This is a genomic window from Desulfoconvexum algidum, from assembly GCF_055382125.1.
Map to the genome: position 1 here is coordinate 2,822,671 of NZ_AP042394.1, position 17,323 is coordinate 2,839,993.

15 protein-coding genes are annotated in these 17,323 nt (G+C 44.4%); 7 read left to right on the forward strand and 8 right to left on the reverse strand.

The window, feature by feature from the left end:
- Positions 1–84 precede the first annotated feature (84 nt).
- Positions 85–1,260: an exo-beta-N-acetylmuramidase NamZ family protein gene (locus ACZ45G_RS12980; protein ID WP_464178729.1), complete on the forward strand. Its 1,176-nt coding sequence runs from the start codon at positions 85–87 to the stop codon at positions 1,258–1,260.
- A 22-nt stretch (positions 1,261–1,282) separates the two neighbouring features.
- Positions 1,283–1,954: an RNase H family protein gene (locus tag ACZ45G_RS12985; protein WP_464178731.1), complete on the forward strand. Its 672-nt coding sequence runs from the start codon at positions 1,283–1,285 to the stop codon at positions 1,952–1,954.
- A gap of 36 nt (positions 1,955–1,990) precedes the next feature.
- Here ACZ45G_RS12985 and ACZ45G_RS12990 read toward each other — a convergent pair whose 3' ends face one another.
- Positions 1,991–2,248, reverse strand: a complete 258-nt coding sequence (locus ACZ45G_RS12990; protein ID WP_464178733.1) for a hypothetical protein — start codon at positions 2,246–2,248, stop codon at positions 1,991–1,993.
- Positions 2,249–2,545: 297 nt separating this feature from the next.
- On the opposite strand from ACZ45G_RS12990, the gene ACZ45G_RS12995 reads away from it, so the two are divergent.
- From ACZ45G_RS12995 to ACZ45G_RS13010, 4 genes are read left to right on the forward strand one after another with little or no spacing between them, the layout of a single operon-like run.
- A complete protein-coding gene (locus tag ACZ45G_RS12995) occupies positions 2,546–5,191 on the forward strand; it encodes a 1-acyl-sn-glycerol-3-phosphate acyltransferase (RefSeq protein WP_464178735.1) in 2,646 nt (881 codons plus the stop codon).
- 4 nt (positions 5,192–5,195) lie between these two features.
- A complete protein-coding gene (locus ACZ45G_RS13000) occupies positions 5,196–6,884 on the forward strand; it encodes a sugar phosphate nucleotidyltransferase (RefSeq protein ID WP_464178737.1) in 1,689 nt (562 codons plus the stop codon).
- A 12-nt stretch (positions 6,885–6,896) separates the two neighbouring features.
- On the forward strand, positions 6,897–7,733 hold the full coding sequence (dapB, locus tag ACZ45G_RS13005) for a dihydrodipicolinate reductase (protein WP_464178739.1): 837 nt from the start codon (positions 6,897–6,899) through the stop codon (positions 7,731–7,733).
- Between the two features lie 5 nt (positions 7,734–7,738).
- Positions 7,739–8,224, forward strand: a complete 486-nt coding sequence (locus tag ACZ45G_RS13010; RefSeq protein WP_464178741.1) for a DnaJ domain-containing protein — start codon at positions 7,739–7,741, stop codon at positions 8,222–8,224.
- Positions 8,225–8,236: 12 nt separating this feature from the next.
- Here ACZ45G_RS13010 and ACZ45G_RS13015 read toward each other — a convergent pair whose 3' ends face one another.
- A complete protein-coding gene (locus ACZ45G_RS13015; RefSeq protein ID WP_464178743.1) occupies positions 8,237–10,339 on the reverse strand; it encodes a methyl-accepting chemotaxis protein in 2,103 nt (700 codons plus the stop codon).
- A gap of 234 nt (positions 10,340–10,573) precedes the next feature.
- Between ACZ45G_RS13015 and ACZ45G_RS13020 the strand changes: the two genes are divergently transcribed.
- Positions 10,574–10,855, forward strand: a complete 282-nt coding sequence (locus ACZ45G_RS13020) for a hypothetical protein (protein ID WP_464178745.1) — start codon at positions 10,574–10,576, stop codon at positions 10,853–10,855.
- A 151-nt stretch (positions 10,856–11,006) separates the two neighbouring features.
- Here ACZ45G_RS13020 and ACZ45G_RS13025 read toward each other — a convergent pair whose 3' ends face one another.
- The 6 genes from ACZ45G_RS13025 to ccsB form a co-directional block, all read right to left on the reverse strand.
- Positions 11,007–11,165 carry a hypothetical protein gene (locus ACZ45G_RS13025; RefSeq protein ID WP_464178747.1) on the reverse strand — a complete coding sequence of 53 codons (159 nt, stop codon included), beginning with the start codon at positions 11,163–11,165 and terminating at the stop codon, positions 11,007–11,009.
- Between the two features lie 18 nt (positions 11,166–11,183).
- The gene (gene qrcD, locus ACZ45G_RS13030) at positions 11,184–12,431 is read right to left on the reverse strand and encodes a menaquinone reductase integral membrane subunit QrcD (RefSeq protein WP_464178750.1); all 1,248 of its coding nucleotides are present in this window, start codon (positions 12,429–12,431) and stop codon (positions 11,184–11,186) included.
- Between the two features lie 33 nt (positions 12,432–12,464).
- Positions 12,465–13,322, reverse strand: a complete 858-nt coding sequence (qrcC, locus tag ACZ45G_RS13035; protein WP_464178752.1) for a menaquinone reductase iron-sulfur cluster-binding subunit QrcC — start codon at positions 13,320–13,322, stop codon at positions 12,465–12,467.
- A 31-nt stretch (positions 13,323–13,353) separates the two neighbouring features.
- A complete protein-coding gene (gene qrcB, locus ACZ45G_RS13040) occupies positions 13,354–15,474 on the reverse strand; it encodes a menaquinone reductase molybdopterin-binding-like subunit QrcB (protein ID WP_464178754.1) in 2,121 nt (706 codons plus the stop codon).
- A 45-nt stretch (positions 15,475–15,519) separates the two neighbouring features.
- Positions 15,520–16,194: a menaquinone reductase multiheme cytochrome c subunit QrcA gene (gene qrcA / locus ACZ45G_RS13045; protein WP_464178756.1), complete on the reverse strand. Its 675-nt coding sequence runs from the start codon at positions 16,192–16,194 to the stop codon at positions 15,520–15,522.
- Between the two features lie 295 nt (positions 16,195–16,489).
- On the reverse strand, positions 16,490–17,323 hold the full coding sequence (gene ccsB / locus ACZ45G_RS13050) for a c-type cytochrome biogenesis protein CcsB (RefSeq protein ID WP_464178758.1): 834 nt from the start codon (positions 17,321–17,323) through the stop codon (positions 16,490–16,492).

The window sequence follows — 17,323 nt, forward strand, 5'->3', positions numbered from 1 at the left end:
GAATTTTTGTCAACAACTATGGTAGGAATTAATTATTAACCCAAACCCAAACCCAAACTAATGGAAAAAAAGAAAAGAGGGAATATGACCCATACGGTGATGACCGGGCTGGAAAACCTGAAAACAAATCCCCCGGGATATTTAAAGGGCAAGCGCCTGGGGTTGCTGGCAAATCCGGCCTCGGTGGACAAAACATTTACCCCTAGTCTGGAGATTATCAACCGCTTGTTTCCAGGCCAACTGACAGCATTGTTTGCCCCCCAGCACGGTTTTTATGCAGAGAAACAAGACAATATGATCGAATCGGACCATGGAATCGAGCCAGGGTTAAACATCCCTGTTTTTAGCCTCTATAGCGAAACAAGGATTCCAACCCCTCAAATGTTTGACAAAATCGACACCCTGATTGTAGACATCCAGGATGTGGGAACCCGGGTGTATACCTTTATATATACCATTTCCCATTGTATTGAAATGGCGGCAAAGCTTAAAAAAACCGTTGTGATCCTGGATCGGCCCAATCCCATTGGCGGTCTTCAGGTGGAAGGAAATATTTTAGATCCTGACTATGCTTCCTTTGTGGGTCGATTCCCCATTCCCATGCGCCACGGCCTGACCGTTGGGGAGATTTCACAATTTTTTAACCGGGAGTTTGATCTTGGCTGTGATCTGAAAATTATCCCCATGAAGGGGTGGAAACGTAGCATGTACTGGCAGGACACAGGTCTTGTCTGGTTACCCCCCTCTCCCAACCTGCCCACTCCCCTGTCTTGCATGGTATATCCGGGTCAGGTCATCTTTGAAGGCACCAATATTTCAGAAGGGAGGGGAACCACCCTTCCCTTTGAGCAATTTGGCGCGCCGTTTCTGGACACCGGGGCAATCGGGCAAATTGCTAGCAAAAAAATTAAAGGCGCCTTTCTTCGGCCCATCAATTTTGAACCCACCTCGGGCAAATGGCAGCAACAGGTCTGCCGCGGTTTTCACATCCATATTACGTCAAGAAAAGAGTTCAGACCTTATCTGGCATCCCTTCTTTTGATGCAGCTTATCCTTAAATTTCACCCCGACGGTTTTGAATTTAAGCTTCCTCCCTATGAATACGAGTATGAACTAATGCCCATTGACCTGATTCTGGGCAGCCGGGATATCAGGGAAAAAATCACCAGAATGGAAGATCTAACAGCTCTTGAAACCCATTGGCAGGAAGGGGTGGCCCAATTTATCGCTCTTTCTAAAAACTACTATCTGTACACCTAAAATTTATATGACCGGGAGTGATATGACCGAGAGTACCCCATCTGAAAATGATTGGAAACGAATGAGTTTTAAAGGCAACAAGGTCTGGGTTGCCTTCACTTCCGATGGGATTGTTTTAGAAAATAACGACAAGGTGCTGATAAAATATAATTTAAACCAGGATTACGAGTACTGGATAAAAAAGGCGAGACTGGAACCCTTGGATAAGGCTGTTCCGGCCGGGGAGAAAAAAGCAAGATCTCCTATCGGTAAATCGGCAAAGCAGTTGGATATCCTTGCAAAACTCCCTGATGATTGTATCCACATATATACAGACGGGGCATCCTCTGGAAATCCTGGTCCGGCAGGCATCGGGGCTCTTTTGATTTACCATGAAAACCGCAAGGAAATTTCCAAGAGCATTGGAATAGCCACCAATAACGTGGCAGAGTTGTCTGCCATTAAAGTGGCAATTTCCCATTTAAAACGGCATGACCTGCCCGTGCGTATTTTTTCAGATTCAGCTTATGCCATTGGGGTTCTGACACAAAATTTCAAACCCCAGGCAAACAAGGCATTGGTATCAGAAATTAAGGGGTTGACCCAAAAATTTAAAGACCTGGAATTTATCAAGGTAAAAGGTCATGCCGGCATAAAAGAGAATGAGGTGGCAGACTTTCTTGCCACCTCTGCCATAAAAAAAGGGCTGTCATAAAACAGCCCTTTTAAATTCAAAATCTCAAAAAAATTTTTATTTTTTCAGTTCACTTAATTCTTTTTCAAGTTCAGCGATTTTTGTTTTGTCATCATCAACCGGTGCATCAACACCTTCGTCACTTTTCCAGGAATCTTTCAGTTCATCAAATCCAAGATAAAGGGCAAGACCACCCCCCAACAAGAGCACTGGTGGAATACATCCAGCGAGAAGATTTAAAAATGCACCAAACCAAACCGCCAAACCAACAACTCCAAGAAGAACTGCAATAGCTCCACCAATTAACGTCTTCATAGAAATATCCTCCTTAAGCTTTTTTATGCAACTTTAATAAATATGATCCCATTTAACAGATAACACGATTGTTAATAGATAAAGAAAAATAGCACAGGGAAAATTTTAAATCAAGGCTATTTTGGCATCATTATTTCGGGGGGGAAAGGTACCTGTTAATAGCTGATTTCAAGATTTATTCAATCCGTTTTTGCACCCGTTGGAAGAATAATAAGATTGCCATTACACCCAAGTTTTGATAAAGATAAAGTCCTTAAATACCTTGTTTTTGAAGGTCTAACAAAGAAGGAATATTCCATGAGTTTGTTTCAGTCAATTAAAGGGTTTGTGCCCGCTACAAGGGCCAGGCTTCGAAAATATATCAATTGTCTTCTGGGTGATACCCAGAATTACTCCGCCAGTCTTTACACGGGAAATCAAAGTTATATCGTTAAAAAAATTATTACCCGTTTGGCCACAAAACTCAATCTTGATGATCATAACCTGGATAAAATAAAAAATATTGAACCCGACAGCATTGTTGTCTTTGCCAGTAAAAACAAACGGACATTTGATTTTTTATACTTCCATACAAGACTCAAAGCCCTTGATCTTCCTTTTCCCGAACTTGGGTTTGATTTTAGATTTTTTTTTCTTTTACCCGTAAAAAGAGCCGCAAGAATTTTATTGTCCCATCTGGATTATTTTCTCCATCACTTCCATGTCAAGGACATTTATACATCCGGGTTTGCCCAACGAGAACTCCAAAATAATCGTGCCGGGTTTGTTTCGCTTATTGAAGAAGATGACTTTTACAATCGATTTATCAAATCCACCCCAGACCCTCTCTTTCTCCTGATTGAGCTTCAAAGGCAGACAGATACCTGTGTGGTCATTGTGCCTGAAGATATTATCTATGTAACCAAGCCCATGCATAAAGATCCCGGCCTTGGGGATATCCTCTTTGGAACCCATGAAAATCCAGGGTTGATCAAACGGATCTATACTTTGATCCGGCATCCTGAAAAAATCCGGGTGGCAGTGGCAACCCCCGTGAACCTTAAGACCTTTATCAACCGTCCGGAAATTGACGGCCTGGATGCAGAATTCCAGACCCACCGGTTAAGAAGCCATTTGGTGGATATCTTAAACCGCCAGAGGAAAAGTATTACCGGTCCTGTTTTAAAATCCAGCCAGGAAATCACCGAAGATATTCTTACCCGTAAAGCCCTTCGGGAATATCTGGCGGATTATGCTGTCAAAAACAAGATGCCCCTCTACAAAGTCAATAAAAAAGCAGCCGCTTATATCAAAGAGATAGCGGCCAACTATAACCTGAGAGTCATTAATTTCTTGAATTTGCTGTTAACCTGGGTTTTTAAAAATCTATTCGACGGCTTGGTGGTCAATCAGGATGAAATCAATCGGATGAGGGAAAAATCCACAAAAGCGCCTCTGATCCTGATCCCCTGTCATAAAAGCCATCTGGACTACCTGCTCCTGCCCTATGTGATGTTCAGGAACAATATGCCCTGCCCTCATATTGCCGCAGGAAAGAACCTGTCCTTTTGGCCCCTGGGTCCCATATTCAGGGGAGGCGGTGCCTTTTTCATACGACGAACCTTTAAGGGGGCTGAGCTCTATACAAAAATTTTTGCTGCCTACCTTGAAAAATTACTCTATGAGGGATTTAATCTTAAAATTTTTATCGAGGGCGGCAGAAGCCGCACCGGAAAACTTCTGACCCCAAGACCTGGGGGCCTGGGTTTGATCATCAAAGCCTATCTGAACGGAGCTTGCGACAACCTGTATTTTGTCCCGGTGTTTGTTGGGTATGACAGGGTTCTTGAAGAAGACGCCTATTTAAAGGAGATTGAAGGGGGGAAAAAGAGCCCTGAAACCCTGAAGGGACTGCTCAATACCCGGAAATTTTTAAAGAAAAAATATGGGAAGGTCTATATTAAATTTGATGAGCCCCTGTCCTTAAAGGACTATTTAAAAGAAAAAAACGTTGATCTTTCCAGGGCCACAGACGAGGAATACATGGAGTTTGTAAAACAATTTGGATACAAATTGATCAATTCCATAAACGAAAATTCCCTGGTAACCCCCCATGGCATTGTTGCCTCTGCCATCCTCAATGGTGCCAAGAATAATTTTGTTAAACGACAGATGATAGAACGGGTGAACACCTATATGAACCTTCTGACTTTCAACAAGGTGGATCTGTCCGACACCCTTATCATGGACCCGGATCAGGCAATCAATAAGGTTCTCCATAATTTTATTTCCAGAAATTTTATTGAGCTTGCAGACGAAGATGTACAAGAAATTTCCGACAATACCACCTTTATTGTCAAACACAACAAGCGGGCCATTCTGGACTATTATAAAAATTCGGTCATTTGTTTTTTTGTGCCGGCAGCTTACACCGCCATGTCCATTCTTGAGGTGGATCAAATTAAATTTTTTCTGCCCGATCTGGTGATCCGGTATAAATTTTTACAAAAACTTTATACAGATGAGTTTTCCTTTGACGAAGAGATCACCCCGGAAGAACAAATTTCAAAATGTCTCAAGGGGTTTATCAATGAAGGCATACTGGTACCCGACCCCACCCAGGCAGATATGCTGAACCTGACCTCCCAGGGACTTCGAAAACTAAAATGGTTTGCCGCCTTTTTGCTCCCCTTCTTTGAATCCTATAAAACTTGCCTGCTCTTTCTTGAAAAAGAACGAACAGATAAATATGATGCAAAAGAGCAAACCAAGAAAATTCAGGCCTTTGGCAGCAAACTTTATAAACGGGATAATATCTCTTTCAAGGAATCCTTGTCCCTGGTCAATTATAGAAATGCTGCCACTTATTTTGCCAAAAATGGGATCAATGGATCCGAGGATCAGATCCAGATTGATGAATATAAAGAGATTATTGACCGCCTGATCCAGTTGACGGTTTCCTAGGAAAATGAAAGCACTCATTCTTGCCGCAGGATTCGGCACACGCTTACTGCCCTATACCAACAGCATCCCCAAACCGTTGTTCACACTCAACCAGCGACCTTTACTGGACCTTGTCATTGAACAACTGATCGCTTGCGGATGTGATAAAATTTTTATCAATACCCACCACTGCCATGAACAAATAGAGGCCTTTGTCCGACAACACCGATTCAAAGACCGACTCCAAACCCTGTACGAACCCAAAATTCTGGACACCGGCGGCGCTATTGCCAACCTTCGGCGTTTTTTGGACAAGGCGCCTTTTTTTGTGGTCAATGCAGATATTATTTGTGATATTGACCTTAAACAGGTTTATGAATCCCATCTGGCATCCCATCGCGATTCAAAGGCCCTGGCCACACTGGTGCTCCATGATTGTCAGCAATTCAACAAGATCCAGGTGGATGGACAAGGATTTATTGAAAATTTTAATGCACCACCAGGAAAAGGGCTTGCCTTTACCGGCGTTCAGATTTTATCCCCGGACATCTACACCCACATGCCCATAACAGATATGTCAGGGGCTTTTGATCCTAAGGTTTTTTCCAGCATTGAGGTCTACAAGAATCTTTGCCCCACAAAAAGAATAAAAGCCCATGTGGCGGATCCTATTTACTGGCGAGATATCGGTACAATTTCCGCCTATACGCAAACTTCACAACAATGCCTCACCGGACAGCTGTTGGGTCTTCCAACCAGCAGGCTCCATGAAATTCAAATTACTCCCATTGCAGGAGACGGGTCTGACCGACACTGGTACAGGGCCTTTCATGGGAAGCGTTCCCTGGTTCTCTCGGACCATGGCATTTGCCTTGCCCAAAGTGAAAATCATTCCCAGCTTCAGGCGTTTGTTAACATCGGCGCCCATTTGGTATCCCAAAAAGTTGCCGTGCCAAAAATACTGGGTTATGATGTTCTTTCCGGCCAGGTGGCTTTGGAAGACTTAGGGGATGTCCACCTATCTGCGGTGGTTCACCAAACCCAAGACCCTGCAACCCTCATGGCGCTTTACAAAAAGGTCATTGACCAGCTCATTGAATTTTCCCAAATCGGACGCCTAAATTTTGATACCCGCTGGACCTGCCAGACAACCGCCTATTCAAAAGAACTCATCCTGGAAAAAGAATGTGCCTATTTTATGACAGCATTTATTCAAGGTTTCCTTGGGAAAAAGGAAACCTTTGAATCCTATGCCCATGAATTTGACACTATTGCCGACAATGCCCTGGAACATTGTGTTGTTGGTCTTATGCACCGGGATATGCAATCTAAAAATATTATGATACATAATGATAAAATTTATTTCATCGATTTTCAATCCGCAAGAAAAGGCCCGTTGCAATATGATCTGGCTTCCCTTTTAATAGATCCCTATGTCAACCTGCCCCAAGGCATTCAAGAAGCGTTGGTGTCGTATACGATGTCCCGGCTGGGAATTGCGTCAACAATAGAACAAAGTAAGTTTAAACGCTGCTATCACTATTGCTGTGTGACCCGGAATCTTCAATTTCTGGGGGCATTTGCTTTTCTATCCCAAATCAAGGGGAAAAAGCGCTTTGAATCCTATATTCCACAAGCAGTTCGGTCTTTGAAATCCAACATTCAACGGCTTGCATCTGTGCCAACCCTGAAGAAACTTGTTAACACCCTATAAGGAGTCTTAATTATGGAAAAAATACCGATAATGATCAATGGGCTGCCCGGAAATGTGGCCCGCACAATGGCTGCCGCAGGTCTTGCAGACGAGCGTTTTATTGTCATGCCCTATTCTTTGACAGGCCAGGATATCCCCGAACAAACGGCAATGGTGGGGGAAACCAAATTTTTACTGGTCAAACCAGATACAAGGGACAAAAAAATACGAGAGATCTTCACCCAATATCCCTCGTTCATTGCCGTTGACTATACCCACCCTTCTGCTGTGAATGGAAATGCCCTGTTTTATACCCAAAACAAAATTCCCTTTGTTATGGGAACCACCGGCGGAAACCGGGAAGAACTTGAAAAAACCGTACAGGATGCGGCTTCTCCCGCTGTAATTGCCCCGAATATGGCCAAGCAGATTGTGGGTCTCCAGGCGATGGTGCGCTATGCGGCTCAAACATTTCCCGATCTTTTCAAGGGATACTCCCTTGAAGTCAAAGAGAGCCACCAGCAGGGAAAGGCAGATACCTCCGGGACTGCCAAGGCCATGGTGGGTTATTTCAATGAGCTGGGGACCGATTTTAAGGTGGAAGACATCCAACAGATCCGGGACCCCAAAATCCAGGAAAACCAATGGGGTATCCCAAAGGAACATTTGGCAGGTCACGGGTGGCACACCTACACCCTCACGGCAGAAGACGGGTCCTCCCTCTTTGAATTCAAGCATAATATCAATGGCAGGGATATCTATGTCAGCGGCACCTTAGATGCTGTGGTCTATTTAAGAGAAAAAGCCTTGTTAAAAGGAAATAAACAACGGCTCTTTACCATGATTGATGTCATGAATCAGAACCGATAACGCCCATGAGCCTTTACCTGAAAATTATTTTAATTTTGTTAGGTCTTGCCTATCTCATCAGTCCGGTGGATATTATTCCTGAACTTTTTGTGCCCTATATCGGATGGATTGATGATGGACTTGTTCTCTTTGCCATTATTCATCTGATCCGATATGGAGAACTGCCCTGGTTTTTATTTAAAAAAAATAATAGGAAAACTGCCCATAATTATAGATCTAATTCAGGTCACTCCCCCTCCCAAAGTGCGGATAAAACCAAAAAAAAAGCTGATAGTCCAGAGAACGGATCCAAGGAATTTAGATCTTCTTATGAAATTTTAGGGGTTTCAGTCGATGCCACATGGGAGCAAATTCAGGCAGCTTATAAAGAAAAAATAAAACAATACCACCCGGACAAGGTCTCCCATCTGGGGGAGGAGTTTTCACACCTGGCCAATGAAAAATTTCTGGAAATACAAAAGGCCTATGGGGACCTGAAAAGCAAATTTTAAAACAACCCCAATTTATGTTTTAAACACCGATACCAGTTGTTGAAGGTTTGCTGCCAATTGAGCCAGTTTTTCAGCACTGTTACTGGCATTGCTGCTGGAAGCAGACAGCTTGCCGGCATTTTTATTCACCAGGTTGATGTCACCGGCTATTTTTATGGCTGTATCAGAGCTATGGGCCACATTCTTGTTGACCTCCTGAATCCCCTGGGACATCTGGGTAATATTATCTGAAATTTCCTGGGTTGTGGCCGACTGTTCTTCCACCGCCGATGCAATGGTGGTGATAATATCATTGATATCATTGACGACCTGGGTGACGGACTTGATCTGATCAATGGTTTTTTGGGTGGATTCCTGGTTGAGAACGATCTTTTCTTTGATTTCAAGAGCAGCTTCAGCTGTCTGTTTGGCCAGGTCCTTGATTTCGTTTGCCACAACGGCAAACCCTTTTCCGGCCTCACCGGCCCTTGCCGCTTCAATGGTGGCATTCAGGGCCAGAAGATTGGTCTGATTTGATATTTCAGTGATGGATTCGACAAAATTACCGATTTGATCTGCGGTCTGCCCGAGTTCCTTAACCCCGTCGGATGCCTGCCCGGCCATGGTAACTGCATCCTGTGCAATTTGGCGTGCTTTGCTGGAATTAACCGATATTTCACCAACCGTTTGTGTCATCTGGTCTGTTGCCGATACCACCATGTTGACATTGGTGGACGCCTCCTCCATAGCCACGGCTATGGAGGACAGGTTATCACTCATTTCAGAGGTTGAGGCAGCCACCCCGTTGAATTTGGCAGACATCTCATCTGCCGTGTCTGCCGTCTGCTTTGATGCAGTGGAAAGTTCACCCGAAGAAGCGTCAAGGGACGAGGCATTGTCCTTTACATCGCTTACAATACCCCGCAGTTTTTCGATGAACAGGTTAAACCACTGGGAGAGTTCGCCAATCTCATTTTTGCTTTTGATATCCAGCTTCATGGTAAGATCTCCTTCTCCCTGGGCGATATCTTCCAAACTGTTCACAACTTTTTGTATGGGTTTGGTCATGGTGCCGGCAAAGAAAAAGACCACCGGCAGAAGTAATAGGAGGCAGACCAGTGCGGCCACGCTTAAAAAACTGATAATCTGTCTGGTATTGGCATCTGCAATGGCCTTTGAGTGCAGCACGACCATAACGCCGGTTTTCATTTGTCCCATAGTCAACGGATAGATGGCCCGGGCATATCCCTGGCCTAAGATTTTAATCTCATCCAGAAATATTTGAGCGTTTCCAACCTTGATGCGCCTATCGATCTTTTTCATTTCATCAAAGGAAAATTTGTTATACCCTGTTAAGGTCCCTGTTCGAGAACCTTTTGAGGAAAAAACCATCACTTCAGTACCACTGAACATGGCCACCTGTTTTGAAAAATTTTGACCAATCGTGGTGGCGGCAGTGACCATGCCCAATACCCTTTTTTCCTTTTTTTTTGTTTTAAAGTGGAATTTTTCTTCTATGGCGGCCGTGACTGCCGTAATTTGGATAGCCGTTTTGTCAGATTTGTAAAAGGTTTTGCTTTCTTCTGTTACCTTGGTGGTGAGAAGGTCCGTTCCAAAGGGCCACTGGTCAACAATTTCAAACAGATTTTCACCTATTTCATCACCCGGTTTCACCCTAGCCAATTGAAATACCGGTTTATCCTCTTTTTTATATGGGAACGCGCAAAAGGCATAGTCTCGTTCAATCTTAACAAAGGCCACAAGATTGCCCTTGGAATTATAAACGGCAATATGCGACATGTTGCCGGCACTGGCCGTGGCATACAGTTTACCGATCATGGCAATGTGATTGAATTTTGTCATTGAATGGTAGTCCGACCGCTGCTGGTAGGATTCAATAAGGCTCAGTTCACTGGCCAGGTTTGCACTGACAACCAACTGCCGGGCATCGGCAATTATTTTTTTTTCAAGACCGGCCAATTGGTACTGGATAATGGTAATTGCATTTTTTAAAGAATCTGTGGATACCATCATGTTCTGCTTTTTCACCGTATAGGATACGATCAAAGTTGATACTGCCATGATGAAAACAACAAGTCCCAAAGCTGTCAGCGTTAACATTTTTTTGTATTTCATATGCCGATCTCTCCCGATGAATAAAAGCGGTTTACCCTTGGCCTGTTCTTTTATACTTAGTCGCTGATTTTACTTCGAAGATGCAGTTATATCAACTGTTAAAAAAATAATTTTATACCACCGGTCGACATGACAAAAAATTACATGGGGTTGTCCTTTCTTTGAATTGAATTGACAAATAACACGATTTTTGAAATATAAAAGGTTTTAAACCCAAGAGCAAAGGAGAAACCCTTGACCGGAGTAAGTGAAATTCTTGTCTTGATTCTGTTGATTTCCGGCATCCTGATTCTTCCAAGAATGTTCAAACCCGCCCCAAAACAAGTTAAAAGTAAAAAGAAAACACTCTCTAAAACAAAAAGAGCCGGTGTTGTTGTCTCCGTCCTAATTCCCATCATTGCCGCCGTGGGATTAAAACCTTGGAGCGGAGACCTTGTCCTCTTTGTCTGCCTTGGTATCCTTCCTGTGGCTCTGGGCTGGTCTCTGGTCTGGATTATGGCCGTAAAAAAAACCTGAATATTTATCCTGATTACCCGGTTTTTTCCAGCTGAACAACAATTTCATTAATTGATCTGATTATCTAAAATAAAATACAAAAAACGGCGCATTCCAGGACGGTATAGGACCTGGGATGCGCCGTTTTTTTAACGATATCAATAACTAACGGTTAGTGATGAGACTCTTTGCTGTCGTTCATGGTATCCATGGTAGCCTTTACAATGACAAAGGTCATACCGGCTCCCAGAATGGAGAGAGCAAACCATAACCCGCCCATGAAAACAACATGGCCAATGTCCCAGACCCATTCAAAGTTAAATGGAAACATTACTTTTCTCCTTTTTGATTATTGCTCAACCTTGGACTGATTCAGTTCGCGTTCCTGTGGGAACACCGGCAGATATCGGTAGGCCACGGCAATAAAAATTATACCATAGGCAACCGGTAACACAGTGGTGGCCACTTCCTGCCAGCTGGGGAAATAGAGCGCCCAGGTGTCAAAGGACATCACAGGAACTGCCATGATCTGGAGTACCATTACCCACCTGTTCAGACAAACACCAATCACACCTAAAAGGATGGCAATCAATCTTAGCGTCGGGTTTTCCCTTGTGCTCTTGTTGAGCAACAAAATTCCGGGGATCACACCACAGACAATAATTTCAAGAACCAGAATCCAATACCCATAGAACGAATTGTTGGTATAAAAATGACTGATTTTGAAACCAAGGCTGGGAGCTGTAACCGTTGCCCAGTAAATGGTATCAATTATTTTGGCGATGATATAGGTGGTGATCATCCAGCCGGAAATCTTGGCCAGTAGATGGACGGTTTTATCACTGACCAGTCGTTTGCCGGTAATGGCTTCTGTGATCTTGGTAACCAGCAGGGTAAAACAGGGTCCAAAGGCTGCAGCAGACCAGGTAAAGAGAAAAAACGTCCAGGGCCAGATCAGCAATCCTTCCCGAACGGCAAAGGGACGGCCGTACATGACCCCTGCCACTCCGCCCAGGGATCCTTGATGGAAAAAGGAAAGAAAGGCGCCGGTGGCAGCAAAAATAGCCATCACGCCGTGCATGTTATGGGCAAGGTGATGGAAAAAAGGTACCTTGTTGGCCTGACGGTTTTCCAGGATATTGGGGATAAGCTCAATGGTCAGTACTGCAAAGTAGCAGGACAGACAAAAGGCCACTTCCGTAAGCATGGAGTGGACATTGGCATGCCAAAAAATAAACCAGCCCCGCAAGGGTTGTCCAATATCAATGGCCAGGATCAAAAGAGCCGAGCTATAACAGATAAATCCGATGATCACGGCAAAATTAATGATATTTTTCAGATCATCCACTTTAAAGATATATTTGAGCAATCCAGTAAAAAAAGCCCCGCCCCCAACGGCGATGACGGCAAGGTCGGCCCAGATCCACAGGGCAAACCCGTAATAATCATTCATGTTTGTCTGGTTCAAGCCTTTAAACCAGCAAAGAAACATGGCATAAACGCCCCAGAGAAGCACGGCTCCAACAATGCTGATTCCAATCATAAACTTTGGAAATGAGCACCGCTCAGCGCCTTCAGGTATTAATGCAGAATCCATATTTAAATACTCCTAACATAGGTTTTGGATATTTTAGTCATGGGATGCAGATCCATGATGATTCTTAACCTTATCCCATTCACCATCGAGATAATTATCCCCCGCTTTTCTGACCCATTCGCGTTCGGACAGGTAGTAAATCTTGGGGTTGGTTCCCAGACGTTCAAGCAGCCGAAAGACCTTGGGATTTCTTGACTTACCCACCACGTCTTTGTTCATGGGGTCGGGATGGGGATCGGGTTTAACAATCTGGTGCACCTGGTGGGAGGGGTTGTTCAAATCACCGAACACGATGGCACCAGCAGGACAAGCAGTTGCGCAGGCTGTCTGGTACTCATTTTCTTCGATTTCCTCACGCCCCTCAGCATAGGCTTTTTCCTTTGCTAACTGGTATCTGTGGAAGCACAGTGTGCATTTTTCAACCACCCCCCGCATTCTTGGGGATACATTGGGACTCAGGTAGTTTTCCATACCTTCGGGCCATTTGGGATCCCACCAATTAAAATACCGTGCATGGTAGGGACAGGCCCCCATGCAGTACCGGCAACCAAAACACCTTGTATAAATCTGGCTGACAATGCCTGTGTCATAGTCGTAGTCTGTCGCTGTTGCAGGACAGACAGAGACACAAGGCGAATGCCCGTGGCCTCCTTTTCCGTCACAATGCTGGCAGGGCCTGGGCAGATAAACAACTTCAGTATCAGGAAAAGATTTACCATTGGTCAGCTTATAAACGCGCATCCAGGTGATGCTATCCTTTTTTCTGGATTCATCCTCCTTGAACGGAACATTATTTTCCGCCATGCACGATACCATGCAGGAACCACATCCCGTGCATTTGTCCAGATCAATGACCATTCCGAACCTATGTGCTTTTTTATTTTGTATCATCAGAACCTCTTAAGATTTTTTTCCATGTAATTTATGCCTTTGAAATTTTGGCTTTTATGCCAAAGGCAGCATCCAGTCCTGAACCTGACTCAATTACCGGGCCTATTAAATCATTCACATTCACACCCTTGTTTGAGACAAATTTATTGTCAAAGGTGTGACCAAGACCTCTTACCATCCCGATGACACCCGGCATGATCCCCTCATTAAAATTAACCTTGACCTTTACGGCCCCCACAGGCGTGGTAAGCAATGCATCACCACAATCCTTAAGGCCCTTGGCTGTCACAGGGTTAATTTCCACCACAATATCAGTACCGGTCAAGACCTTGTCTGAAACTGTTTTAAGGGCAAAGGGGGAGACCGCAGGAACTGTTCCTGTCAACCGCATATTGTCGATGGGAATCAGTGTCAGCTCAAAATCGCCATCAGCCTGGATGGTGGCGGGATTGGTGGACAGAAAGGTAAAATCAACAAGGGGAGTTCCATCCGGAGCCCCTTGTGATACCAGGACATGCCCTTCTTCGGACAAGGCATCCCAAATATCTGGTGTAACCTCTTCAAGGCACTGGGCATAACTCGCCCATTCAAAATTTTTGGCAATGGTTCCGCCAAGGGCCTGGGCCAGAAGAATCAGGGCATCTCCGGGATCTTTGGTATCAAAAACAGGCTTGATGACAGGCCGGGCCAAGCCAATGACATTCTTTGCAAGACCGGCTTGAGAAGGAACATCTTCCATTCCCTCCAAAAAGGTATTCATCGGAAAGATCACATCGGCTTCCATGGCGGTTTCATCCAGAAAGGAGGAAAAACTGACCACAAAGGGTATCTTTTTAAATGCCTCTTTTACCCGTTTGGGATCGGAAAAAGAATAGCAGGGATTGGCATTGTATACAAAAAGTGCATCCACAATGGGGGTGTCCGTTGCAGCAAGTTTTGCCACAAGGTCATTGATGGAACCGGCCAGCTTCTCTTGCCCGGCGCCGGTTTCAGCCGCATCGTCCAGGATTGCTTCGGGAAATGACAGATAGTCATTTTGGGGCATGATAAAAGCGCCGCCTCGTTTGTTCAAATTGCCTACAAGACAGTTCAGGGTATGAACGGCGGCAAATTCCTTGAGGTTCTGTCCATTTTTACCCCTGCCCTTTCCGGGAATGGCCACTGGCATTTTGGCCTTGGCAAACAGGAGGGCAATTTTTTCGATATCACCAGGCTTAATGCCGCAAACTTGTGCAACCTTGTCCAGGCCATATTCTCGTTGAATCATGATGGCAAATTTATTGAAACCGCCTTTGAAATTACGGGAATCAAATAAATTATTTTTAATGATCACAGCACAGATACCAAGGGCCAGATCGCTTTCTGTTCCTGGGTTAATGGGTATCCATTTATCTGCATTGGCGGCGGTATTGGACAGCCGGGGTTCTACCTGGTAAAGTTTGGCATGTCTTTCTTTTCTGGATGCGTTGGCTTTAAAACAACTCACCGGCGCTCCCCATCCTTCAATCAGACCGGCACCAAAACTTAAAACAAAATCTGAATTTTCAAGATCAAACCCAATGGTATTACCGGCGCCGTGCAGGGTTTGGGCGGTCATTTCCAGGTTGGATTCCAGACTTGGCATGGTATAAAGATTGGGAGAGCCAAAGGCCGTTAAAAACCGTTCAAACAGTTTTGGTACGGACCCTTGGGATTTGTCTGTAATACAGGCTAATTTTTGGGGGGCCTTGTTTTTTCTGATGTCGGCTATCTTTTTTGCCGTAAGGGAAATGGCCTCCGCCCAGGAGATTTTTTCAAATTTATCACCGTTTTTTCTCAGGGGAGTTTTTATCCGGGCCGGGTCATACAAATATTGAAGACCTGCAATGCCGTGGAGGCATGCACCTCCGTCATTTATGGGATATCCAGCCAGACCTTCTATTTTAACAGGCCTGCCAGCTATTTTTCGAACACTGATACCGCAGTTTCCCGGGCACAGGTTGCACACCGAATTATCATAGGATATTTCGCCGTCAACGGGGACAGGAGTCCAAGCCCAGTTCTGGGTCCAGATGGAAGAATCATCGGTCAGTTTCAACACAACCGGGGAAACCACAGCACCCGCAACTGCGCCAAGGCCCAATCCCAAGAAGCTTCTTCTATCAACTTTCATAAGTTAGTCCTCTATAAAGTTTGAAATTCTTGTATTGTAGGCCGCTTATTTGTGACACTGGAAACAATAACCCTGGTGGCCTGTTTCTTCTTTGTGACACGCTGCGCAGTCATCCATCTTCATCCGATCCCAGGAATTTTTTTTAATTCCCCAGATATTTTGTCCCCAGATATCACGACTATAACCTGTGATTCTATTTTCTTCGTAGGGTTTTGAAGTGGCAGATTCACCAATGGGACCATGGCAGGATTTACAATCCATGGGTTTGTCACCCGTAATATGGGCTGCATGGGAGAAAAAGACACAATCGGGCTGTTTTGAATAAACAAACCAGGGGACCTCTTTTTCCTTTGCCACATACTCTTGTGCAAAAATAGCTTCATCTTCTGTTTCACCCATGGGCTCGTCTGTATGGCATTCCATACAGGACTCAAGACTGGGCATCCCGGAAAATGTGCCATCTTCTCTCAAAAAGTGACAGGTTTCACAATCACCAACTTCTTGGGTATGAAGCACGTGATCAAAGTTAAAAGGTTGCTCTCTTTTAGAATAAAGCAACTTGGGAAAAAGCAGCCAGCCGGACAAAAAACAGACCAGAAATGCCACCATAAAAAAGATAACGCCAAGCCCCAGGCCCTTGTCATCTTTTGGGTCACCACCAGTGCCTTCCCCTGCACCATCCATGGAACCATTTTCATCTTTGTTTTCTATTTTGCTCATGAAAACTCCATCAATGTTAAAATGTTGATGTTACTTTAACCAGTTCGTCCAGGCTTTGGCCTGGACTTATTTGCTTTGCCGACAGCATTCCTTGCTCATCCGCAATAACGTCCCTTATGTCATAATTTGCGTTATTCTATATAAATATCTTGTTTCCTTGTCAAGGTAAATTAGGGATAAACCAATGAATCCCCCCATTCTTACACGCCAAAAGGCCAAGGATCTCCCCCCCATAAAAAAAGGGCATATCTTGATGAAAGATATGCCCTTTTTTTTAAAACCCTTTTATCCCTTTTTATCCATAACTATGAAGACCAGATAACAGGTAATTGACCCCAAAATAGGTAAAAAGAACCGCTATAAAACCGACAATGGAAACAATGGCCAGTTTTGAGCCATTCCATCCGCGCATCATTCGTAAGTGCAAAAAAATGGCATAGACAAACCAGGTGATTAAAGACCAGGTTTCCTTGGGATCCCAGGACCAGTATTTGCCCCAGGCGGAATTGGCCCAGACAGCTCCCGTGATAATACCGATGGTCAGAAAAAGAAATCCAAATACGATCATCTGATAGGTGAGTTCATCAATCATTTCCCAGGAGGGCAGCCGGGAAAAGATGGAAGTGCTTTTGGGATCCTTTGGTTTGACAAAATAAATAAAGCTGAACCCGAACGCCAGGGCAAACCCGGCATAGCCTAGAAAACAGGCGATGACATGGGCAATGAGCCAATTGCTTTTAAGAGCTGGAATCAAGGGACTGATCTTGGAGCTGACATTGGGATCAAATGAGGCATAGGCAATGGCCAGAAAGATCAGGGGAGATACAAAAACACCGATGATGCTTTCCTTGTATTTTAATTCAACAAAAATATACAAGATTGCCACGGTCCAGGAGAAAAAGACAAGGGATTCATACATGTTGGAAAAAGGAGCATGGCCGTATCCCATCTGATAGGACTCCACCCACCGCAGGAGTATCCCGGCGGTGTTGGCGATAAAACCGATGACAATCACCCAGAACCCTGCACGGGCCAGCACTTGTTTTTTAAATGAAAAGGATCCGATATAAAACACCGAAGCCAGTGCATAAATAAATGTGGTGGTTGATAATAGAAAAGAACTGTTCAT

What these genes read in the sequence shown, in the direction of transcription:
- ACZ45G_RS12980 (WP_464178729.1), top strand. Translation starts at nt 85, where the DNA reads ATGACCCATACGGTGATGACCGGGCTGGAAAACCTGAAAACAAATCCC.
- ACZ45G_RS12985 (WP_464178731.1), top strand. Translation starts at nt 1,283, where the DNA reads ATGACCGAGAGTACCCCATCTGAAAATGATTGGAAACGAATGAGTTTT.
- ACZ45G_RS12990 (WP_464178733.1), bottom strand. Translation starts at nt 2,248, where the DNA reads ATGAAGACGTTAATTGGTGGAGCTATTGCAGTTCTTCTTGGAGTTGTT.
- ACZ45G_RS12995 (WP_464178735.1), top strand. Translation starts at nt 2,546, where the DNA reads ATGAGTTTGTTTCAGTCAATTAAAGGGTTTGTGCCCGCTACAAGGGCC.
- ACZ45G_RS13000 (WP_464178737.1), top strand. Translation starts at nt 5,196, where the DNA reads ATGAAAGCACTCATTCTTGCCGCAGGATTCGGCACACGCTTACTGCCC.
- dapB (WP_464178739.1), top strand. Translation starts at nt 6,897, where the DNA reads ATGGAAAAAATACCGATAATGATCAATGGGCTGCCCGGAAATGTGGCC.
- ACZ45G_RS13010 (WP_464178741.1), top strand. Translation starts at nt 7,739, where the DNA reads ATGAGCCTTTACCTGAAAATTATTTTAATTTTGTTAGGTCTTGCCTAT.
- ACZ45G_RS13015 (WP_464178743.1), bottom strand. Translation starts at nt 10,339, where the DNA reads ATGAAATACAAAAAAATGTTAACGCTGACAGCTTTGGGACTTGTTGTT.
- ACZ45G_RS13025 (WP_464178747.1), bottom strand. Translation starts at nt 11,165, where the DNA reads ATGTTTCCATTTAACTTTGAATGGGTCTGGGACATTGGCCATGTTGTT.
- qrcD (WP_464178750.1), bottom strand. Translation starts at nt 12,431, where the DNA reads ATGGATTCTGCATTAATACCTGAAGGCGCTGAGCGGTGCTCATTTCCA.
- qrcC (WP_464178752.1), bottom strand. Translation starts at nt 13,322, where the DNA reads ATGATACAAAATAAAAAAGCACATAGGTTCGGAATGGTCATTGATCTG.
- qrcB (WP_464178754.1), bottom strand. Translation starts at nt 15,474, where the DNA reads ATGAAAGTTGATAGAAGAAGCTTCTTGGGATTGGGCCTTGGCGCAGTT.
- qrcA (WP_464178756.1), bottom strand. Translation starts at nt 16,194, where the DNA reads ATGAGCAAAATAGAAAACAAAGATGAAAATGGTTCCATGGATGGTGCA.
- ccsB (WP_464178758.1), bottom strand. Translation starts at nt 17,323, where the DNA reads ATGAACAGTTCTTTTCTATTATCAACCACCACATTTATTTATGCACTG.